This is a genomic window from Serratia sp. 201 (assembly GCF_037027545.1).
Lineage (GTDB): Bacteria > Pseudomonadota > Gammaproteobacteria > Enterobacterales > Enterobacteriaceae > Serratia > Serratia bockelmannii.
Map to the genome: position 1 here is coordinate 591,593 of NZ_JAXCHC010000004.1, position 21,039 is coordinate 612,631.

General features: G+C 56.6%; 22 protein-coding genes and 1 other annotated feature. Of the genes, 12 read left to right on the forward strand and 10 right to left on the reverse strand.

The annotated features are described in order from the left end of the window. Window positions 1-38: 38 nt before the first annotated feature. Both gshA and luxS read left to right on the forward strand, forming a co-directional pair. Complete coding sequence (gene gshA, locus WA302_RS21540; protein ID WP_049208781.1) at window positions 39-1,601, forward strand: glutamate--cysteine ligase; 1,563 nt, start codon at window positions 39-41, stop codon at window positions 1,599-1,601. Window positions 1,602-1,767: 166 nt separating this feature from the next. Continuing rightward, on the forward strand, window positions 1,768-2,283 hold the full coding sequence (luxS, locus tag WA302_RS21545) for an S-ribosylhomocysteine lyase (protein ID WP_004932513.1): 516 nt from the start codon (window positions 1,768-1,770) through the stop codon (window positions 2,281-2,283). A 65-nt stretch (window positions 2,284-2,348) separates the two neighbouring features. On the opposite strand, the gene WA302_RS21550 is transcribed toward luxS, so the two are convergent. Further along, on the reverse strand, window positions 2,349-3,638 hold the full coding sequence (locus tag WA302_RS21550) for an HlyC/CorC family transporter (RefSeq protein ID WP_016929024.1): 1,290 nt from the start codon (window positions 3,636-3,638) through the stop codon (window positions 2,349-2,351). Window positions 3,639-3,680: 42 nt separating this feature from the next. Beyond that, window positions 3,681-4,472: a cytochrome C assembly family protein gene (locus tag WA302_RS21555; RefSeq protein WP_004932506.1), complete on the reverse strand. Its 792-nt coding sequence runs from the start codon at window positions 4,470-4,472 to the stop codon at window positions 3,681-3,683. 169 nt (window positions 4,473-4,641) lie between these two features. Between WA302_RS21555 and ffh the strand changes: the two genes are divergently transcribed. The 5 genes from ffh (at window position 4,642) to rplS (ending at window position 8,258) form a co-directional block, all read left to right on the forward strand. Beyond that, complete coding sequence (gene ffh / locus WA302_RS21560; protein ID WP_004932504.1) at window positions 4,642-6,003, forward strand: signal recognition particle protein; 1,362 nt, start codon at window positions 4,642-4,644, stop codon at window positions 6,001-6,003. Between the two features lie 214 nt (window positions 6,004-6,217). Continuing rightward, entirely contained in the window at window positions 6,218-6,466 is a 249-nt protein-coding gene (gene rpsP, locus WA302_RS21565) for a 30S ribosomal protein S16 (RefSeq protein ID WP_004932501.1), read from the forward strand. 18 nt (window positions 6,467-6,484) lie between these two features. Then, on the forward strand, window positions 6,485-7,033 hold the full coding sequence (gene rimM / locus WA302_RS21570) for a ribosome maturation factor RimM (RefSeq protein WP_019455135.1): 549 nt from the start codon (window positions 6,485-6,487) through the stop codon (window positions 7,031-7,033). A 52-nt stretch (window positions 7,034-7,085) separates the two neighbouring features. After that, entirely contained in the window at window positions 7,086-7,853 is a 768-nt protein-coding gene (trmD, locus tag WA302_RS21575; protein ID WP_043143896.1) for a tRNA (guanosine(37)-N1)-methyltransferase TrmD, read from the forward strand. Window positions 7,854-7,901: 48 nt separating this feature from the next. Beyond that, window positions 7,902-8,258 carry a 50S ribosomal protein L19 gene (rplS, locus tag WA302_RS21580; protein ID WP_025301638.1) on the forward strand — a complete coding sequence of 119 codons (357 nt, stop codon included), beginning with the start codon at window positions 7,902-7,904 and terminating at the stop codon, window positions 8,256-8,258. A gap of 143 nt (window positions 8,259-8,401) precedes the next feature. Here the strand turns inward: rplS and WA302_RS21585 are convergent, their stop codons facing one another. The 4 genes from WA302_RS21585 to WA302_RS21600 all read right to left on the reverse strand — a co-directional run bounded on the left by WA302_RS21585 (window position 8,402) and on the right by WA302_RS21600 (window position 10,427). Then, the gene (locus WA302_RS21585) at window positions 8,402-8,629 is read right to left on the reverse strand and encodes an ogr/Delta-like zinc finger family protein (protein WP_025301639.1); all 228 of its coding nucleotides are present in this window, start codon (window positions 8,627-8,629) and stop codon (window positions 8,402-8,404) included. A gap of 63 nt (window positions 8,630-8,692) precedes the next feature. Then, window positions 8,693-9,208, reverse strand: a complete 516-nt coding sequence (locus WA302_RS21590; protein WP_049208782.1) for a lysozyme — start codon at window positions 9,206-9,208, stop codon at window positions 8,693-8,695. Next, window positions 9,192-9,413 carry an HP1 family phage holin gene (locus WA302_RS21595; protein WP_025301641.1) on the reverse strand — a complete coding sequence of 74 codons (222 nt, stop codon included), beginning with the start codon at window positions 9,411-9,413 and terminating at the stop codon, window positions 9,192-9,194. Before WA302_RS21595 ends, WA302_RS21590 begins: the two co-directional genes overlap by 17 nt. A gap of 249 nt (window positions 9,414-9,662) precedes the next feature. Further along, a complete protein-coding gene (locus WA302_RS21600; protein WP_143557845.1) occupies window positions 9,663-10,427 on the reverse strand; it encodes a DUF481 domain-containing protein in 765 nt (254 codons plus the stop codon). 506 nt (window positions 10,428-10,933) lie between these two features. Here WA302_RS21600 and WA302_RS21605 point away from each other — a divergent pair. Further along, window positions 10,934-12,010 carry a 3-deoxy-7-phosphoheptulonate synthase gene (locus WA302_RS21605; RefSeq protein ID WP_142591891.1) on the forward strand — a complete coding sequence of 359 codons (1,077 nt, stop codon included), beginning with the start codon at window positions 10,934-10,936 and terminating at the stop codon, window positions 12,008-12,010. Between the two features lie 3 nt (window positions 12,011-12,013). Then, the gene (tyrA, locus tag WA302_RS21610; RefSeq protein ID WP_016929015.1) at window positions 12,014-13,135 is read left to right on the forward strand and encodes a bifunctional chorismate mutase/prephenate dehydrogenase; all 1,122 of its coding nucleotides are present in this window, start codon (window positions 12,014-12,016) and stop codon (window positions 13,133-13,135) included. A 54-nt stretch (window positions 13,136-13,189) separates the two neighbouring features. Here tyrA and pheA read toward each other — a convergent pair whose 3' ends face one another. The 4 genes from pheA to bamD form a co-directional block, all read right to left on the reverse strand. Continuing rightward, the gene (gene pheA, locus WA302_RS21615; RefSeq protein ID WP_025301644.1) at window positions 13,190-14,347 is read right to left on the reverse strand and encodes a bifunctional chorismate mutase/prephenate dehydratase; all 1,158 of its coding nucleotides are present in this window, start codon (window positions 14,345-14,347) and stop codon (window positions 13,190-13,192) included. Between the two features lie 42 nt (window positions 14,348-14,389). Then, window positions 14,390-14,516, reverse strand: a sequence feature (Phe leader region). Further along, complete coding sequence (locus WA302_RS21620) at window positions 14,468-14,515, reverse strand: hypothetical protein (RefSeq protein WP_101428074.1); 48 nt, start codon at window positions 14,513-14,515, stop codon at window positions 14,468-14,470. (Overlaps the previous feature by 48 nt.) A 122-nt stretch (window positions 14,517-14,638) precedes the next feature. Beyond that, the gene (gene raiA, locus WA302_RS21625) at window positions 14,639-14,980 is read right to left on the reverse strand and encodes a ribosome-associated translation inhibitor RaiA (RefSeq protein WP_004932457.1); all 342 of its coding nucleotides are present in this window, start codon (window positions 14,978-14,980) and stop codon (window positions 14,639-14,641) included. 312 nt (window positions 14,981-15,292) lie between these two features. Beyond that, the gene (bamD, locus tag WA302_RS21630) at window positions 15,293-16,024 is read right to left on the reverse strand and encodes an outer membrane protein assembly factor BamD (protein ID WP_004932456.1); all 732 of its coding nucleotides are present in this window, start codon (window positions 16,022-16,024) and stop codon (window positions 15,293-15,295) included. 131 nt (window positions 16,025-16,155) lie between these two features. On the opposite strand from bamD, the gene rluD reads away from it, so the two are divergent. The 3 genes from rluD (at window position 16,156) to clpB (ending at window position 20,568) form a co-directional block, all read left to right on the forward strand. After that, on the forward strand, window positions 16,156-17,133 hold the full coding sequence (gene rluD, locus WA302_RS21635; RefSeq protein ID WP_025301645.1) for a 23S rRNA pseudouridine(1911/1915/1917) synthase RluD: 978 nt from the start codon (window positions 16,156-16,158) through the stop codon (window positions 17,131-17,133). Beyond that, on the forward strand, window positions 17,133-17,864 hold the full coding sequence (gene yfiH, locus WA302_RS21640) for a purine nucleoside phosphorylase YfiH (RefSeq protein ID WP_025301646.1): 732 nt from the start codon (window positions 17,133-17,135) through the stop codon (window positions 17,862-17,864). Before rluD ends, yfiH begins: the two co-directional genes overlap by 1 nt. A gap of 130 nt (window positions 17,865-17,994) precedes the next feature. Beyond that, on the forward strand, window positions 17,995-20,568 hold the full coding sequence (gene clpB, locus WA302_RS21645) for an ATP-dependent chaperone ClpB (RefSeq protein ID WP_025301647.1): 2,574 nt from the start codon (window positions 17,995-17,997) through the stop codon (window positions 20,566-20,568). The last annotated feature ends 471 nt before the right edge of the window (window positions 20,569-21,039 follow it).

A 21,039-nucleotide genomic window follows, 5' to 3' on the forward strand; every position in this document is an offset into this window, starting at 1 on the left:
TGCTTACGAGTTATTGTTTTTAGAAGCGGGAGGTCAATTTGATCCCGGACGTATCACAGGCGCTTTCTTGGTTGGAAGCCCATCCTCAGGCATTAAAAGGCATTCGTCGCGGCATCGAGCGTGAAACGCTGCGAGTCACGCCGACCGGCACCTTGGCGACCACCGGGCATCCGGAAAAGCTGGGGGCGGCATTGACGCACCACTGGATCACCACGGACTTCGCCGAGGCGCTGTTAGAGTTTATTACGCCGGTTGATGACAATATCGATCACCTGCTGACGTTCCTGCGCGATATTCATCGCTACGTGGCGCGCAACATTGGCGATGAGCGCATGTGGCCGCTCAGCATGCCGTGTTTTATCGAAGCCGAGCAGGACATCGAGCTGGCGCAGTTCGGTTCGTCGAACATCGGCCGCATGAAGACGCTGTACCGTGAAGGGCTGAAGAATCGCTATGGCGCGCTGATGCAGACTATTTCCGGTGTGCACTACAACTTCTCGCTGCCGCTGGAATTTTGGCAGGCCTGGGCCGGCGTGCAGGACGCAGAAAGCGGTAAAGAGCAAATCTCGGCGGGGTATTTCCGCCTGATCCGCAACTATTATCGTTTCGGCTGGGTGATCCCATATCTGTTTGGCGCATCGCCGGCCATTTGTTCTTCGTTCCTCAAAGGGCGCGAGACCACTCTGCCGTTCGAGCGCACCGAGCAGGGGATGTGCTACCTGCCGTACGCCACCTCGCTGCGTCTGAGCGACCTGGGCTACACCAATAAGTCGCAGAGCAATTTGGGCATCACCTTCAACGATCTGCACAGCTATGTGGCCGGTCTGAAACGGGCGATTGCTACGCCTTCCGAAGAGTTCGCCAAGCTGGGCGTGAAAGAGGGCGATCGCTACCTGCAGCTGAACAGCAACGTGCTGCAAATCGAGAACGAGCTGTATGCGCCGATCCGGCCGAAGCGCGTGACCCAAAGCGGCGAGACACCGTCAGACGCGTTGCTGCGCGGCGGTATCGAATACATCGAAGTGCGTTCGCTGGATATCAACCCGTTCTCGCCGATCGGCGTGGATGCGGTGCAGGCGCGTTTCCTGGATCTGTTCCTGGTGTGGTGCGCGCTGGCCGATGCGCCGGAGATGAGCAGCGATGAACTGCTGTGCACGCGCAAGAACTGGAACCGGGTGATCCTCGAAGGGCGCAAGCCGGGCCAGACCATCGGCATCGGCTGTGGTGCCAGCCATGAGCCGCTGGAAAAAGTGGGTAAGGCGCTGTTCGCCGATCTGCGTCGGGTGGCGGAAGTGTTGGACGGCGAAGCCGGCAACCGTCAATACCAGCAGGTGTGCGATGAGCTGGTCGCCGCGTTCGACGATCCTGAGCTGACCTTCTCCGCGCGCATTCTGAAGGCGATGAAGGCGGAAGGCACTGGGCGCGTCGGTCTGCAGCTGGCGGAGCAGTATCGCCAGACGTTGCTGGAAGAACCGTTGGAAATCCTGAATGAGGCCGAGCTGGATAAAGAGCGGGAAGCCTCGTGGCAGCGCCAACGCGACATAGAAGCCAATGATACGCTAAGCTTTGAAGCGTTCCTGAAGCAAAACGGCGGAAGCTGAAAAAGAAAAAGGCCACATCAATGTGGCCAAATATGCATCTCTGATGACAGGGATGATGATAACAAATGCGCGTCTTTCACATACTCAGACTCGCAGGGTTGGAAAAGGTTTCCCGGTTAGGAAAAAAAGTTTCGAAATAAATGCTCTTTTACGAGGAGGTAGCGAAATGCCATTGCTGGATAGCTTTACCGTCGATCATACCCGTATGGCAGCCCCGGCTGTCCGCGTTGCGAAAACCATGAAAACGCCTCATGGCGATACCATCACGGTATTTGATCTGCGCTTTTGCCGCCCGAACCTGGAAGTGATGCCCGAACGCGGCATTCACACGCTGGAACACCTGTTCGCCGGCTTTATGCGCGACCACCTGAACGGCCAGGGCGTGGAGATTATCGACATCTCCCCAATGGGCTGCCGCACCGGTTTCTACATGAGCCTGATCGGCGTGCCGGAAGAGCAGCGCGTTGCCGATGCCTGGAAAGCGGCGATGGCCGACGTGCTGAAAGTGACCGACCAGCGCAAGATCCCTGAGCTGAACGAGTACCAGTGTGGTACCTACCACATGCACTCGCTGGAAGAAGCGCAGGAAATCGCCAAGCACATTCTGGATAACGGCGTGGTGGTGAACCACAACGACGAGCTGGCGCTGCCGAAAGAGAAGCTGCAGGAGCTGCATATCTGACCGTACGTTTCCCGCAGAAACAAAAAAGACGCGATTTCGCGTCTTTTTTACGTTCTGGCCGGCGGTCAGTGATGGCCGACGCTGGACTGCAGCGAGGTGATCGGCGTGACTCGCACCTGTTTGATCATGTTGCCCTGTACGTCGAGAATGTCGATATCGTAATGGCCGATACGCACCCGGGTGCCGATTTCGGGGATCTCTTCCAGTTCTTCCAGCAGCATACCGTTGACGGTACGGGCTTCATTGGCCGGCAAGGTCCAGTTGAAGGCTTTGTTCAGCTCCCGTACGTTGGCGGTGCCGTCGATCAAGACCGAACCGTCGCTCTGCGGCGTGACTTCTTCCGCCAGCGTCGGTGACATCGAGGTGGTGAAGTCGCCGACGATCTCCTCGAGGATGTCTTCCACCGTAACCAGGCCCTGAATGTCGCCGTACTCGTCGACCACGATGCCGACCTTCTCTTTATTGCGCTGGAATTTCACCAACTGAACGTTGAGCGGCGTGCCTTCCGGTACGAAGTAGATCTCATCGGCGGCGCGCAGCAGGTTCTCTTTGTTGAACTCTTTTTTCTCGGTCATCAGGCGGTAGGCTTCGCGCACGCGCAGCATGCCGATCGCATCGTCCAACGAGCTGCGATACAGCACGATGCGGCCGTGCGGCGAGTGGGTCAGCTGGCGCATGATCGACTTCCAGTCGTCGTTGACGTCGATGCCGACGATCTCGGTGCGCGGCACCATGATGTCGTTGACCGTCACCTTTTCCAGATCCAGCACCGAGATCAGCATGTCCTGATTGCGGCGTGAGATCTGCGACTGGGATTCGCGCACGATGGTACGCAGCTCATCCTTGCTGACGGCGTCGCTGATGCGCACGTTGGTGCGAATGCCGAACAGGCGCAAGGTCAGGCTGGTGATGCCGTTGAGCAGCCAGACCAGCGGGAACATCACCTTTTGCAACGGGGCCAGCAGGACGCTGCTGGGGAAGGCAATACGTTCCGGATAGAGGGCGGCGAAGGTCTTCGGCAGCACTTCGGCGAACAGCAGCACGGCGAAGGTCAGTATGCCGGTCGCGATCGCCACGCCGAGATCGCCATACAGCCGCATGCCGACGATGGTCGCCAGCGCCGAGGCGAGGATGTTGACCAGGTTGTTGCCGATCAGCACCAGGCCGATCAGCCGATCCGGTTTTTGCAGCAGCTTCTCCACCCGACGCGCCGAGCGGTTGCCCTGTTTGGACAGATGACGCAGGCGATAACGGTTGAGCGTCATCATGCCGGTTTCGGAGGCGGAGAAGTAAGCGGAGACCACGATCATGATCACCAGGATAATGATGAGGGTCCCCGTCGACACATGCTCCAATGCAGTATTCCTTATAGAGAGGGAGAATTGAGCCAGGCTGGCCTAGCGCACCATCACCTGCTGAATCAGACGGCTGCCGAAATAGGCGAGCGTCAGCAGGAAGGCGCCGGCGAAGCTGAACCAGACGACGCGGCGGCCGCGCCAGCCTTCATGGTAATGGCCCCACAACAGCACGATATACACGAACCAGGCCATGATCGACAGCACGGCTTTATGCACGTTCTCTTTGCTGAACAGGTTATCCATGTACAGCAGGCCGGTGCACAGGGTGAGCGTCAGCAGCACCACGCCGATCTGGGTGATATGGAACATCTTGCGCTCGATGCTCATCAGCGGCGGCATGTCGGCGCTGAAGGTCAGCTTCTTGTTTTTCAACAGGTAGTCGAGCCAGGCGAGCTGTAAGGCGTAGAGCGCGGCGATGATCAGGGTGGCGTAAGAGAATAGCGCCAGGCCGATATGCACCATCAATTCCGGGCTGGCCTCCAGGTGAGTGATGAACTCGCCGGGCATGAAGCTGGCGAAGGCCAGATTGATCATCGCGAAGCTGTAGACGATCGGCAGCAGGAACCAGCCGCGATCGCGTGAAGCGACGAAGGTCATCACCGAGCAGATGATCAGGCTGACGATAGAACCAATGTTCAGCAGGCTGAGATTCTGCCCGGCGCTGACGTCAAAGATGCGCTGCTGCAGCGCGATGGCGTGGCAAATCAGCGCCACCACCGCCGAGACGAGGGCCAGTCGACGGTATGCGCTGTTCTTCCGCAACAAGCTGGGAATGATCAGTCCAAGGCTGAGCAGGTAGGCCATCAAAGCCACAATGGAGAAAACTGGCATAGCGTTTAATTTTGCTTCGGCGTGGTTAATAGGAGTGTCAGTATAACGTTGCGCGCGTTTCACTCCAACCTATCTCCAACGCTGAGGCAGAGATCCTGCGCGCTTCGTGTTATCATCGGCGCAATTGTGTCGCCGGAGCGGCCTGTCATTACACGTTGAGCATGAGACGATGTTTGAAAATTTAACCGATCGATTGTCGCGCACGTTGCGCAATATCAGCGGCCGCGGGCGGCTGACCGAAGAGAATATCAAGGAAACCCTGCGTGAAGTGCGTATGGCATTGCTGGAAGCGGACGTTGCGCTGCCGGTGGTGCGCGACTTCATCAACCGCGTCAAAGAGAGCGCGGTTGGTCATGAAGTCAACAAGAGCCTGACGCCGGGGCAGGAGTTCGTCAAGATCGTCAAGGGTGAGCTGATCGCCGCGATGGGCGAAGTCAACACCGAGCTGAATCTGGCGGCCCAGCCGCCGGCGGTGGTGCTGATGGCGGGCCTGCAGGGCGCCGGTAAAACCACCAGCGTCGGTAAGCTCGGCAAGTTCCTGAAAGAAAAACAGAAGAAGAAAGTGTTGGTGGTTTCCGCGGACGTTTATCGCCCAGCGGCGATCAAACAGCTGGAAACGCTGGCGGAAGGTGTCGGCATCGATTTCTTCCCGTCTGACGTTAAAGAAAAACCGATCGACATCGTCAATCGCGCGCTGCAACAGGCCAAGCTGAAATTCTACGACGTACTGATCGTCGATACCGCCGGCCGTCTGCACGTTGACGAAGCGATGATGGACGAGATCAAACAGGTGCATGCGGCGATCAAGCCGGTGGAAACCCTGTTCGTGGTTGACGCCATGACCGGCCAGGACGCCGCCAATACCGCCAAGGCGTTTAACGAAGCGCTGCCGCTGACCGGCGTGGTGCTGACCAAGGTCGACGGCGACGCGCGCGGCGGTGCCGCATTGTCCATCCGCCATATCACCGGCAAGCCGATCAAATTCCTCGGCGTGGGCGAGAAGACCGAAGCGCTGGAGCCGTTCTACCCGGATCGCGTGGCATCACGCATCCTGGGCATGGGCGACGTGCTGTCACTGATCGAAGATATCGAAAGCAAGGTCGACCGCGAGCAGGCGGAGAAACTGGCCAACAAGCTGAAGAAGGGCGACGGTTTCGATCTGACCGACTTCCTGGAGCAGCTCAAGCAGATGCGCAACATGGGCGGTATGGCCAACATGTTGAGCAAGCTGCCGGGCGCGGGCCAGCTGCCGGACAACGTCAAATCGCAGATGGACGACAAAGTGCTGGTGCGCATGGAGGCGATCATCAACTCGATGACGCTGAAAGAGCGCGCCAAACCTGAAATCATCAAGGGCTCGCGCAAGCGCCGCATCGCGATGGGGGCCGGCATGCAGGTGCAGGACGTCAACCGCTTGCTGAAGCAGTTCGACGAAATGCAGCGTATGATGAAGAAGATGAAGAAAGGCGGTATGGCGAAGATGATGCGCGGCATGAAAGGTATGATGCCGCCGGGCTTCCCAGGCCGCTAATGGGCCTCCGCACGCTGAGTGCGGGCGCTTTCAGCATTCGCCGTTCGCGGTGAAAACCGCCCGAAATTTGACAGGCTGCAAAAGTTGTCCCCTGCGATCGACGCTTTAGATTGCTTTTTGCGCCAAAATGAGTAAAATTTTCGGGCTTTTTATATTGCAACCGGGCCCCGTCCCTCAATGGGGCCCGGCTGTTTTATTAACTAAAGAGGATGTTATGGTAACAATTCGTTTGGCACGTGGCGGCGCTAAAAAGCGTCCGTTCTATCAAGTAGTAGTGACCGACAGCCGCAACGCTCGTGATGGTCGTTTCATCGAGCGCGTTGGCTTCTTCAACCCGATCGCTTCCGGTCAGGCTGAAGCACTGCGTCTGGACCTGGACCGCATCGAGCACTGGGTTGGTCTGGGTGCAACCGTTTCTGATCGCGTTCACGCGCTGATCAAAGACGCTAAGAAAGCAGCTTAATCTGTCGCGGTGGTGGCAATGAGCAAGCAACTCAAACCGGTAGCGCCTAAGCAGCCGATTGTACTCGGTAAAATGGGGTCCGCTTACGGCATTCGTGGTTGGCTCAGAGTGTTTTCATCCACCGAGAACGCCGAAAGCATTTTTGACTATCAGCCGTGGTTTATCCAGCAGGCGGGTCAGTGGCAGCATATCGAGTTGGAAGACTGGAAGCGCCACAGTCAGGATCTGATCATCAAGGTCAAAGGCATTGACGATCGGGACGCGGCGAATCTGCTGACTAATCGCGAGATTATGGTGGATTCTGAGCAACTTCCTCCGCTGGAGGGTGACGATTACTACTGGAAAGACCTGATGGGCTGCCAGGTAGTCACCACCGCCGGCTACGAGCTGGGTAAAGTCATCGATATGATGGAAACCGGCTCGAACGATGTGATGGTTGTGAAAGCGAACCTGAAAGATGCGTTCGGCATGAAGGAGCGGTTGATTCCGTTTCTTCATGGGCAGGTTATCAAGAAAGTCGATCTCACTGCCCGCGTGATTGAGGCAGATTGGGATCCTGGTTTTTGACCCCCGGATCAAACGGTCGAAGCAAGTGGAATAACGGTAAGGGGATTGGCTTGTGTTCATCGGTATTGTAAGCCTGTTTCCTGAGATGTTCCGCGCTATCACCGATTACGGGGTGACTGGCCGGGCAGTAAAAAATGGCCTGCTGAGCGTGCAGTGTTGGAGTCCTCGCGACTTCACCTACGACCGGCATCGTACCGTGGACGATCGCCCTTACGGCGGCGGCCCGGGAATGCTGATGATGGTGCAACCTTTACGGGAAGCCATTCATGCGGCTAAAGCAGCGGCAGGCGAGGGAGCAAAGGTGATTTATCTGTCACCTCAGGGGCGCAAGCTGGATCAAACCGGCGTGTGCGAACTGGCGGCCAATCAGAAGATGATTCTGGTATGCGGCCGTTACGAAGGGATAGACGAGCGCGTAATCCAAGCCGAAATTGACGAAGAATGGTCAATCGGCGATTACGTTCTCAGCGGCGGGGAACTGCCGGCAATGACCCTGATTGATTCAGTCGCCCGTTTCATACCGGGTGTGCTGGGCCATCAGGCCTCAGCGGAGGAAGACTCCTTCGCCGACGGATTGCTGGACTGCCCGCACTATACCCGCCCAGAGGTGTTGGAAGGGATGGAGGTACCGCCAGTTCTGCTGTCGGGTAACCATGCCGAGATACGTCGCTGGCGCTTAAAGCAGTCGCTGGGCCGAACCTGGCTTAGAAGACCTGAACTTCTAGAAAGCCTAGCTCTGACTGACGAGCAAGCGGTGTTGCTGGCTGAGTTCCAACGGGAACATCAGGCCAGGCAACAGGACTATGAAGGAAACGTCTGACAACAGACGGGACCGATATATCAGTTTACCTAGGGTAAGAGACATATTATGAGCAACATTATTAAGCAACTTGAACAAGAGCAGATGAAACAAGACGTACCTGCATTCCGTCCGGGTGATTCCGTGGAAGTGAAGGTATGGGTCGTTGAAGGTAGCAAAAAACGTCTGCAGGCATTCGAGGGCGTGGTTATCGCTATCCGTAACCGCGGTCTGCACTCTGCATTCACTGTTCGTAAGATTTCCAACGGCGAAGGTGTTGAGCGCGTATTCCAGACTCACTCCCCAGTAATCGACAGCATTGCTGTGAAACGTCGTGGTGCCGTTCGTAAAGCTAAACTGTACTACCTGCGTGAGCGTACTGGTAAGGCTGCTCGTATCAAAGAGCGTCTGAACCGCGTTGGCTAACGCTGCATCCAAAAGTTAATAGTTATCAGGGGTTGGCATTATGCCAACCCCTTTTTTTATCTTAAATCTCGACTGGTTACATTTGCGAGATTTCGTCTGCGCGCCGCCAACATAATAAAGCCTGCATAAGCAGGCTTTTTGCATTATAGCGCCGCGGCGCTTTGTTTATGCTGACTCTCCGGCGGGTGAGGCTGCGCCGGGATAATGTCATCGCCAGGTTTGACGATCACCCGCGCGACGGACTCGTGCGTGGCGAACGTGCAGCTGCAATTGATGTTGCGGCATTGATGGTAACGCTCTTTGGTCGACTCGCTCAGATAGCGGCTGGAGCGAGTGTGGGCCACGTGACCGCATAGTGGACAGTGCATCATAAGAACCCCCTTGAACAAATTAAGTGAAATTGTTGTGGCATCACCCTTTGGCGAGCGAACTCGTCATGATGAGGCAATCCCCTGCAAGCACAGTGCGCGTTCCATGGCGCGTCGCTGTTCCAGCCCCTTATTTTTCTTTCCGTTTACGTAAATCCAGCGTGGTAACTGATCGCAGGCCTGCCGCCACTGGCGCTGTTGCAGCAGCGCGACCAGCGTAGAGTGGCAGGCTGCGCCGACGCCCACATTGAAGGCGAAGGCGATTACTGCGTCATAGGTTTGTTGCGAGAGCGTATGCGGCAGGCAAGCGGCCATGCCGCGTTCGGTGCGGCGAACATCGTCTACCAAATCCACCGCGGCTTTGCGTTCATCTATCATCTTGTCTGGGATGACGCCGGCAGTGTGTCCAATGCCCTGTGTCCACACCCCGGCGCTACACTGGTAAGGCGACAGGCGGCAGCCTTCGAGATCGGCGATCAGCCTGAGGCCGGCTTCTGAGGTTTGCAGCTCGCCAAATGACGGCAATAGCACGGCGATGGCCAAAACGGTGGCGACGCTGCAGCGCTTAACGATTGCATTCATCGTAAATTTTCCTCCGTGATGCCGCATTGCGTTCAATAGCCTTCAAGATCTGCAGGCTTTTACGTCGGTAGTACCAGTTCACCAGAAACGTGCCGATGCCTACCGCCGCACCGACTAGAAAGGCAATGTCCTGCGGTGACAGCTTGCCGAGCCAGGCGAGAAACAACGCCATGGCGTAGGTGATGAATGAGGTGATTTTCTCCATAGCTTATGCTCGCTTTGTTTACAGTCTCTCGGGAGCTGTGGCGGCTATCGATGCGTTTCTGGCCACTCTCTATCGAAATCCATCATGCCCCGAGGCTGTATAATAATTACTGTATATGCATACAGTATTAAGCTATTTGCTAAAGTCGTCAATGGGTGGGGTGAATATTTTTAGCAGATTGTGCAAAAGAGGGCGGCAGGCATAAAAAAAGCCCATCAATGATGGGCTTTGAGAAATATTGGGGGGAAATTACAGGCCGTAGACCAGCGTGACCGAGGTCGTCGTGTCGGTGTTCTTCGGCGCCGAGGCCGGCGGTTTGCTGTTGTAGGTCACGGTGTAAGCCACGCGCAGCGAGAAGCGATCGTTGATCGCCACGTTCAACGCGCTTTCCGAGTTCAGCGTGGTTTCTTCGTTCGCCAGTGCGGAAACGCCCTGAATGAACTTGGTGTTGTCGGTCAGCTGATAGGAATAGTTGGCCGCGCCATAGGCCAACCCTTTGGTCGAGCGGCCGCCGCCATGGTATTCGTCATGGCGCACGCCGGGACCGAATTCCACCCGCAGATCGCTAAGCGGCCCGTTGAGGAGTTGACGGCCGTAGCCGCCGGTCAGCGTGGAGCGTGAGTCGTAACCGTTGAAACGGTCGCTCAGCCAGCCGGCCTGGCCGAACAGGTAGTTGCGATCGGTCAGGTTATAGCGCGTACGGCCACCGGCCTGGTATTTTTCGGACGAGCGCACGTTGGAGGAGGTGGTGTTGTTAGCCGCCCCCCACAGGCTGTACGCCGCATCGCTGTTGAACCAGGTCATGTTGGTGTTGGCAAGCAGGGTGGAGCTCTGCGAGTTGCCTGACTGGGCGTTGTAGCCCGCCTGCACGTTGCCTTCGAATGGTTTCTTGGCGGTGGCCGGATCGTCCATCGCGGTGAAAAGCGTATTGTCGGCAAAGGCTGAAACACTGGTGAAAGTCGTTAAGCAGCAAATATACAGCGGAAAAGCGCGACGAGCGCGAGAAGAGAGCATCTTGGATCCAGTTGTTAAGGGTGGTTATTGTTGATGACGGTCACATTATATCGGTTCATTTCAGCGACAAAAATAGCCGCTATTAGCTTAAGTTTTTAATTTTTATTCCTCATTTATTCGCTTTTCTTCTACTGAAATTCATCGCTTTCGGCGGCATTTCGTGCTGAGTCTGACGGTATCCGCGCCTGCCCGTTCGTTGGCGCCGAGACGGGCGGCGTATCTTGCCTGTAAAACAAGTTGTACATATATGTTTACGGTGTGGGGCTTTCGCCGGGAAGGCGAACAGGTGCGTTTTGAGGCGCTCGTGAATTTATTATTTAATTGAATTTGTTTGTTTTTATTGTATTTTCTTGATGTGTTTATGCATGTTCTCTCATAAGAGAAATTATGGTAATTTTTTATTTACGGAAATTGGATTGAAAACTTTACATATCGTGATAGGGTAGAGCCCTGAAACGCTCAATGTTCCATTTCAACGCATAACGCCAAACGACAGGAATAGCATCATGCAAAAAGACGCGCTCAATAACGTACACATCAGTGCAGAACAGGTTCTCATCACGCCGGAGGAGCTGAAGAACCAGTTCCCGCTCAGCGCCGACGACGAAAATGAAATCGCCACCGCGCGTAACACCATCGCCAACATTTTGCAGGGGCGCGATCATCGCCTGTTGGTCGTGTGTGGGCCTTGTTCGATCCACGATCCGGATGCGGCACTGGACTACGCCCGTCGTTTGAAAACCCTGGCGGCTGACTTGAGCGATCAGCTGTATATCGTTATGCGCGTTTATTTTGAAAAACCCAGAACCACTGTCGGCTGGAAAGGTTTGATCAACGATCCGTACATGGACGGTTCGTTTGACGTTGAAGCAGGCTTGCATATCGCGCGTCGCCTGTTGCTGGATCTGGTGGGCATGGGCTTGCCGTTGGCTACCGAAGCGTTGGATCCGAACAGCCCGCAGTACCTGGGGGATTTGTTCAGCTGGTCGGCGATCGGTGCGCGTACCACCGAATCGCAGACCCACCGTGAAATGGCTTCTGGCCTGTCGATGCCGGTCGGGTTCAAAAACGGCACCGACGGCAGCCTGGGCACCGCCATCAACGCCATGCGCGCCGCTGCCATGCCGCATCGCTTCGTCGGCATCAACCAGGCGGGCCAGGTTTGCCTGCTGCAGACTCAGGGCAATCCGGACGGGCACGTGATCCTGCGCGGCGGTAAAACCCCGAACTACAGCGCCGAGCACGTTGCGGCCTGTGAAAAACAGATGCTCGAGGCGGGACTCCATCCGTCCTTGATGATAGATTGCAGCCATGGCAACTCGAATAAAGACTATCGCCGTCAGCCGGCGGTGGCCGAGTCCGTGGTGGAGCAGATTAAAGCGGGTAACCGCTCGATTACCGGCATTATGCTGGAGAGCCATCTGCATGAGGGCAATCAGTCTTCCGAACAGCCGCGTGCTGACATGCGTTACGGCGTATCCGTCACCGACGCCTGCATCGACTGGGAGAGGACGGAAACGCTGCTGCGCCACATGCATCAGGAACTCGGCGCTGCGCTGAAGGCACGCACGGGAGAAAAGTAAGTTATGGTGGCAGAACTGACCGCGCTGCGCGATCAAATCGACGAGGTGGACAAAGCGTTGCTGGATCTGCTGGCGAAACGCCTGCATCTGGTAGCGGAAGTGGGGGAGGTGAAAAGCCGCCACGGTTTACCGGTTTATGTGCCGGAGCGCGAGGCGGCGATGCTGGCCTCGCGCCGCCAGGAGGCGGAAAACCTCGGCGTGCCGCCGGATTTGATCGAGGACGTCTTGCGCCGTGTGATGCGCGAATCGTACGTCAGCGAGAACGATAAAGGTTTTAAAACTCTGTGCCCGCAGCTGCGGCCGATCGTCATCATCGGCGGCAACGGCCAGATGGGCCGGCTGTTCAACCGTCTGCTGACGCTGTCGGGTTATCAGGTCAGGGTATTGGATCAGGAAGATTGGCCGCAGGCGGAACAGCTGTTGGCGGATGCCGGTATGGTGATCGTCAGCGTGCCGATCCACGTGACCGAGCAGGTGATAAGCCGCCTGCCGCCGTTGCCTGACGACTGTATTCTGGTGGATTTGGCGTCGGTGAAGAATCGTCCGCTGCATGCGATGTTGGCGGCGCACAGCGGCCCGGTGGTGGGGTTGCATCCGATGTTTGGTCCGGACGTGGGCAGCGTGGCGAAGCAGGTGGTGGTTTACTGCGATGGCCGCCAACCGGAGGCTTACCAATGGCTGCTTGAACAGCTGCAGGTGTGGGGGGCGCGGCTGCATCGTATCAGCGCGGTCGAACACGATCAGAATATGGCGTTTATTCAGGCGCTGCGGCACTTCGCCACCTTCGCCTACGGGCTGCACCTGGCGGAAGAGAACGTGCAACTGGAGCAGCTGCTGGCGCTCTCCTCGCCGATCTACCGGCTGGAGCTGGCGATGGTTGGCCGACTGTTCGCGCAGGATCCGCAGCTGTACGCTGACATCATCATGTCGTCGGAAGAAAACGTGGCGCTGATTAAGCGTTACTACCAGCGCTTCGGCGAGGCGATCAAGCTGTTGGAGCATGGCGACAAACAGGCGTTTATCGATAGCTTCCGCAAGGTAGAGCATTGGTTCGGCGATTACGCCCAGCGCTTTCTGGTGGAGAGCCGCACGCTGTTGCGGCAGGCTAACGACAGCCGGCAGTGAAACGCGGGCAGTAAACGTAAAGGGTTCGGCCAAGCCGAACCCTTTTTTATGGTTTCAGGATGGGTTGACCGGCACCACTGTGTCGCTCGGGTAACAGCCCAGCACCTTCAGCGAGCGGGTGATTGGCGTCAGATCGCGCAGCGCTTTTTGCATCGCCTCGGCGCGTAGGTTGGCCTGCACATCGATATAAAACATCTCTTCCCACGGATTGCCGTTGATCGGGCGTGACTCCAGCTTGGTCATGATGATGCCGTTGTCGCGCAGTACCAGCAGCGCTTCGACCAGTGCGCCGGATTGTTGGCCGGTCGCCATGATCAGCGTGGTTTTGGCCGGCACCTGTTCGGAGACGTCGATCGCTTTGCGCGCCAGGACGATAAAACGGGTGATGTTCTGCTGCTGGTTGGCGAGGTTGTGTTCCAGCACCTGCAGCCCATACAGTGCGCCGCCGGCTTCGCTGCCCAGAGCAGCCACCTTCGGCGAATTCAGCTTGGCGACTTTCTCCATCGCGGCCGCTGTGCTTTCAGTGTATTCGATTTTCCAGTGTGGGAAGCGGTTCAGGAACTGACTGCACTGCTGGAACGGTTGCGGGTGGCTGTAGACGGTTTCAATCTGGCTCAGATCGCTGTCGCCGGCAATCAGAACGCAGTGGTTGATCGGGTTGGTCAGTTCGCCGACGATCGACAGGCTGGTGTGCTGCAGCAGATCGTACACCTCGTTAATCGACCCGGAGCTGGTGTTCTCGATAGGCAGAATCGCATAGTCCGCCTGGCCGGTTTCCACCTGGGTGAAGATATCCTGAAACTTCTGGCAGCCGCATTCGATCAGCTGATCGAAGTGGCGGGCAGCGTATTGGCGTGCTGCCAGATGTGAGTAAGAGCCTTTTGGGCCGAGGAAGGCGATGCGGGCGGAATGTTGGCTGACGGGGTTGAGCTGGTGCTGTAGCAACGCCTGCTGGGTCAGGACGGAATCTTCGATGATCAGTTGAAACAGGCGGGTGACGTAAAAGCCGTCCAGGTCGTAAGGCTTGGCGGCGGCGATCAGCGCATCCAGCAGATCGCGCTCGCGCTCTTTATCGCGGATCGGGCGATGAGAGTGCAGCTTGGTCTTGCCGACTTCGATCGCCAGCTCACGGCGTTCCGCCAGCAGGGCCAACAGTTTCAAGTCCAGTGCGCTGATGCGCTCGCGCAGCACCAATAACGGGTTGTCAGTCATAATCAGCTTCCGCCTTCAGTTCTTATTCGTTGTAAAACAGCCATAAAAAAAGCCTCCTGTTTCCAGGAGGCTTTGTTGTTCGTCTTCGCATTCTTTCTTACACGACGAAACGCCTCCCAGTCAGGGGAAGGTAAAAAAGAATGCGAAGAAAAACGGTGTGCGTGGCATGGTCTACCTAAGGTTAATGCGAACAGGTTTTAAAGTAACCGCTGGCTTTTACCCCGTCAACAAAAATACCCGACAAAAAACGCGCCCTCGGGCGCGTTTGATGCGGCAATCGCTGTCGGACGGTTATTCCTGCTCTTGCGTGACTTCCGGCACGATGTCTTTCACGCTGGCATTGCAGCGGCGCGCTTCGCCTTTATGCTGCACCTTGTTCAACTGGCGTTCCAGCTTGGCGATCAGCTCATTAACGGCGGTGTACATGTCATCATGTTTGGCGCTGGCGACCAGCGGGCCGTTAGGCGTGGTAATGGTAGCGTCGGCGACAAACCCCTGCGGTTCTTTAGATAAGACGATATGTGGGTTTATCAGCTGGGTCTGCCATTTTTCCAGTTTGGTGAGACGGTCTTCGACGTGATTGCGGATTGCGGGAGTGATATCCATTTGTTTGCTGGTAATGTTCAATGTCATATAACTTACCTCTCTGTCTTTCCGTCTTGGTGAACCCAGCATACCCCGCTTTTTGTTTAAATGCGTGATGTAAATCACGATTTTTTGTCACTTTTTGCAAAGTTAGTTCAATCTGTGATTCAGCATTTGAATTGGCTATCTAATGCTTGAGAGTTGCCGCCGGATGGCGCATTATCGATGAGTTGACCGGTGAGGAGCGCTAGCTAACACCGTGTTTTTACTTGTGTATTTTTCCAGTGAAAACCAGGTCGACGCCAATGAAAACGGCAGCCGAGGCTGCCGTTTTGTTTTTCTGCCGTTACCGACGCGCGCTTATTGCGGGTTGGCGGCGATCACTTTGGCCACTTTGTCAGCCTGGCCGTTCAGCTGCAGCTGCTTGTAGGCATTTTCCATCAGCGGCAACACGTCGTGCGTCGCTTTGGTATCCGGGAATTCACGCAACATCTGTTCGGCGCGATTAACGACCGCGACGTAAGCACCGCGTTTAGTGTAGTATTCCGCCACCGAAAGCTCATACTTGGCCAAGCGGTCTTTCAAATACACCAAACGCTTGTTGGCGTCGGTCGCGTATTGGCTGTTCGGGTATTGCTGAATCAACTGGCTGAAGTCGCGGAACGCAGCGCGAGCGTGCTGAGGATCGCGGTCAGAACGGTCAACCCCGAAGAAGCCCTGCAGCGCGCTGTCATCGAGCGCCATGTCGGTCAGGCCGCGCATGTACATCACGTAATCGATGTTCGGGTGCGTCGGGTTCAGACGCATGAAGCGATCGATGGATGCCTGAGCCATCGGCAAGTCGGCGGCCTTATAGTAGGCGTAAATCAAATCCAGCTGGACCTGCTGGGAATACGGCCCGAAAGGATAGCGGTTATCTAACGCTTCGAGTTGCGTAATCGCGCCCTTGAAGTTACCGTCCTGCAGTTTTTGCTGCGCGGTAGCATAGATTTCCGAAGGTGGGTTGTCGGGAACCGCATCCTTGGATGTGGAGCAACCTGCCAGCGCCAGGCTCAACGTGGCTGCCGCCACCAGATATTTCATACGCGTCATGACGTTTTGATTATCCTCAGGGTGTTATTCCGGGAGACTGTCCGTTAAGCTCCCGACAAAGACCAGGTACAATAGCACATTATATTAAACGGCATCGCCGTGAAAACCCAACGTTAACGAAGAAGCTGCATATGGCACAACAAGTACAACTCACCGCAACGGTGGCCGAATCTCAACTCGGACAACGTTTAGATCAGGCTTTGGCCGAATTGTTCCCTGATTATTCACGATCTCGCATAAAAGAGTGGATCCTGGGCGATCGGGTGAAGGTCAATGGCAAAACGTCAAACAAACCGAAAGAGAAGGTGCTGGGCGGAGAGACAGTCGCCATCGATGCACAGATTGAAGAAGAGGCGCGTTGGGAGCCACAGGATATCGCGCTGGATATTGTCTATGAAGACAGCGACATCCTGGTGATCAACAAGCCGCGCGATTTGGTGGTGCATCCCGGCGCCGGTAACCCGGATGGTACGGTGCTCAATGCGCTGTTGTATCACTACCCGGAAATTGCCGACGTGCCGCGTGCCGGCATCGTGCACCGTCTGGATAAAGACACCACCGGCCTGATGGTGGTGGCGAAAACCGTGCCGGCGCAAACCCGGCTGGTGGAGGCGCTGCAGGCGCGTGAAATCACCCGTGAATACGAAGCGGTGGCGATCGGTACCATGACCGCCGGCGGTACGGTAGAAGAGCCTATCGCGCGCCATTCCACCAAGCGTACCCACATGGCGGTGCACCCGATGGGTAAGCCGGCGGTAACGCACTACCGCATCATGGAACACTTCCGTGCGCATACTCGCCTGCGCCTGCGCCTGGAAACCGGCCGTACTCACCAGATCCGCGTGCACATGGCCTATATCAGCCATCCGCTGGTGGGCGATCCGCTGTACGGCGGCCGTCCACGTCCGCCGAAAGGTGCTTCGGAAGCCTTCATCAGCACGCTGCGCGGCTTTGACCGTCAGGCGCTGCACGCCACCATGCTGCGTTTGTATCATCCGATCAGCGGCATCCAGATGGAGTGGCATGCGCCGCTGCCGCAGGACATGGTTGATCTGATCAACGCGCTGAAGGCGGACACCGAAGAATTCAAAGATCAGATGGACTGGTAATGAGCTCGCTCATTCTGCCTGACTGGCCGTTGCCTCCCGGCGTTAAAGCTTGCAGTACCACGCGCGGCGGCGGCGTCAGCCTGCCGCCTTATGACTCGCTGAACCTCGGCACCCACGTCGGTGACGAGGAGCAAGCGGTGACACGCAATCGGGAACGATTGGTTATTGCCGCCGGTTTGCCGCAGATGCCGGTGTGGCTCGAGCAGGTGCACGGCACTCGTGTGGTGACGTTGACGGGGAAAGCACCTGCCGATTTGCGGGCGGATGCGGTGTACAGCAACGTGCCGGGGCAGGTGTGTGCCGTGATGACGGCGGATTGTCTGCCGGTGTTGTTCTGCTCGCAGCACGGTGACGAAGTGGCTGCCGCCCACGCCGGCTGGCGCGGATTGTGCCACGGCGTGCTGGAGCAAACCGTGGCGGCGTTCAGCGCCGCACCGAGCCAGATTAGCGCCTGGCTGGGGCCGGCGATCGGTCCGCAGCAGTTTGAGGTCGGGCCAGAGGTGCGGGCCGCTTTCATGGCGGAAGATGCTGAAGCGGCAGCGGCATTTACCCCGCACGGCGATAAGTTTTTGGCTAATATCTACCTGCTGGCTCGCCAACGCTTGTTGCGTGCAGGCGTTCAGGCCATCTATGGTGGCGATCGCTGCACGGTTAACGAAACGAGCCATTTTTTCTCCTATCGACGCGACGGAATAACCGGACGTCTGGCAAGTTTAATCTGGCTGATATAACCTATTGAATTAGGACGATCCAACGACGCATGGCGTTGTACCGAAAATTTAGCGTCGAGATAACCTTGAAAATTTGAGGGATGACCTCATTTAATCTCCAGTAGCAATTTCGACCCATCTTGGAGGTGTTATGCGTCTGGATCGTCTTACCAACAAATTCCAGCTTGCCCTCGCCGATGCCCAGTCACTAGCCCTTGGGCACGACAACCAGTTTATTGAACCGCTACATCTGATGAGCGCCCTGCTCAATCAGGAAGGGGGCACGGTTCGTCCACTATTAACTTCCGCAGGTATCGATGCCGGGCGTGTGCGCACCGAGATCGAACAGGCGCTGTCCCGTTTACCGCAGGTAGAAGGCACCGGTGGCGACGTTCAACCGTCCCACGAGCTGGTGCGCGTCCTGAACCTGTGCGACAAGCTGGCGCAGAAGCGCGCGGACAAATTCATTTCTTCCGAGCTGTTTGTGCTTGCGGTGCTGGAAGATCGCGGCTCGTTGACCGACTTGTTGAAAGCGGCCGGCGCGACGGCCGACAAAATCAGCAAAGCCATTGAACAAATGAGAGGCGGTGACAGCGTGGAAGATCAAGGCGCCGAAGACCAACGGCAAGCATTGAAGAAATACACGATCGATCTGACCGAGCGCGCCGAGCAGGGCAAGCTTGATCCGGTGATCGGCCGTGACGAAGAGATCCGCCGCACCATCCAGGTGCTGCAACGTCGTACCAAAAACAACCCGGTGCTGATCGGCGAGCCTGGCGTGGGTAAAACCGCCATCGTCGAAGGCCTGGCGCAGCGCATCATCAACGGCGAAGTGCCGGAAGGGCTGAAGCACAAGCGCGTATTGTCCCTCGATATGGGCGCCTTGATCGCCGGGGCCAAATATCGCGGCGAGTTTGAAGAGCGTCTGAAAGGCGTGCTCAACGATCTGGCCAAGCAGGAAGGCAGCGTTATCCTGTTTATCGACGAATTGCACACCATGGTCGGCGCCGGTAAGGCGGATGGCGCGATGGATGCAGGCAACATGCTGAAGCCGGCGCTGGCGCGCGGCGAGCTGCACTGCGTTGGCGCGACTACGCTCGACGAGTATCGTCAATATATAGAGAAGGATGCGGCGCTCGAACGTCGTTTCCAGAAAGTGTATGTGGCGGAGCCGAGCGTGGAAGACACCATCGCTATCCTGCGCGGCCTGAAAGAGCGTTATGAACTGCACCACCACGTGCAAATCACCGACCCGGCCATCGTGGCGGCGGCAACGCTTTCGCACCGCTATATCGCCGATCGTCAATTGCCGGACAAGGCTATTGACCTTATCGACGAAGCGGCGTCCAGCATTCGCATGCAGATGGACTCTAAGCCGGAGTCGCTCGACAGGCTTGAGCGCCGCATCATCCAATTGAAGCTGGAACAGCAGGCGCTGAATAAAGAGTCTGACGACGCCAGCAAGAAACGCCTGGACATGCTCAGCGATGAGCTGGGGCAGAAAGAGCGCGAATATTCTGAGCTGGAAGAAGAGTGGAAGGCGGAAAAAGCGTCGCTCTCCGGCACCCAGAACATCAAGGCTGAACTCGAGCAGGCCAAAATCACCCTGGAGCAGGCGCGCCGCGTCGGCGATCTGGGGCGGATGTCGGAACTGCAGTACGGCAAGATCCCTGAGCTGGAGAAACAGCTCGCCGCCGCTACGCAGGCCGAAGGCAAGAGCATGAAGCTGTTGCGTAACCGGGTGACCGATGCGGAGATTGCTGAAGTGCTGGCGCGTGCCACCGGGATCCCGGTGGCCAGAATGCTGGAAGGTGAGCGCGACAAGCTGCTGCGCCTGGAGCAAGAACTGCATTCGCGAGTGATTGGCCAAGACGAAGCGGTCAGCGCGGTCTCCAATGCGATCCGCCGCAGCCGTGCGGGGCTGTCCGATCCTAATCGGCCGATCGGTTCGTTCCTGTTCCTCGGCCCGACCGGGGTGGGGAAAACCGAGCTCTGCAAGGCACTGGCTTCGTTCCTGTTCGACAGCGACGACGCTATGGTGCGTATCGATATGTCCGAGTTTATGGAGAAACACTCCGTGTCGCGTCTGGTCGGTGCGCCTCCAGGTTATGTCGGTTATGAAGAGGGCGGCTACCTGACGGAAGCCGTACGTCGCCGGCCTTATTCGGTGATTCTGCTGGATGAAGTCGAGAAAGCGCATCCGGACGTGTTCAATATTCTGTTGCAGGTGTTGGATGACGGCCGCCTGACCGATGGTCAAGGCCGTACCGTCGATTTCCGCAATACTGTGGTGATCATGACGTCCAACCTGGGGTCCGATCTGATCCAGGAGCATTTCGGTCAGATGAACTACGCGCAGATGAAAGAGTCGGTGATGGAGATGGTGAGTCACCACTTCCGTCCGGAGTTCATCAACCGTATCGACGAAGTGGTGGTGTTCCACCCGCTGGGCGAGAAACACATTGCCGCGATCGCCAAGATTCAGCTGTCGCGTCTGTATAAGCGTTTGGAAGAGCGCGGTTACGAAGTGACCATGACCGAACCGGCCCTGGCTCTGTTGAGCAAAACCGGTTACGACCCTGTGTATGGTGCGCGTCCGTTGAAGCGTGCTATTCAGCAGGAGATCGAGAACCCGCTGGCGCAGCAAATCCTGTCTGGCAAGCTGATCCCCGGCAAGCTGGTAACGCTGGATGTGGAAAACGACCATATCGTTGCACGCCAATAACGACAATTAAGCGTAATAAAGATGAAAGGGAGCGGGTGGCCGCTCCCTTTTCTTTACCTTCGTTTGTCCCTGTTTACAGGGTTTGCCGCTATTACTGTGCTAAAACCGGTATTTTCTGACTAATAAACATCCTAAAAAGGCGTTTTTGGTGATTATTTGAACGCTTGAAAGGTTTTTTGCATTTAGGGGTTGCGGCCCGCCGAGAACTCCCTATAATGCGCCTCCACTGACCGGGAACAACGACTGACAAGCCGCCGGGTCAGCGAGAGGAAAGCGAAATAAACGCTTGACTCTCAGGGCGAAAAGCGTAATATACGCAGCCCGCGCCGATGAGTTTCTCGGTGCTGCTCTTTAACAATTTATCAGACAATCTGTGTGGGCACTCCACAAGACGATATCCAGCATCTTCGGATGCAAAAAAATATCAAGTCTTGAAGAGTGACTAACTGAAGTAAAATTCATGCAGTAAAT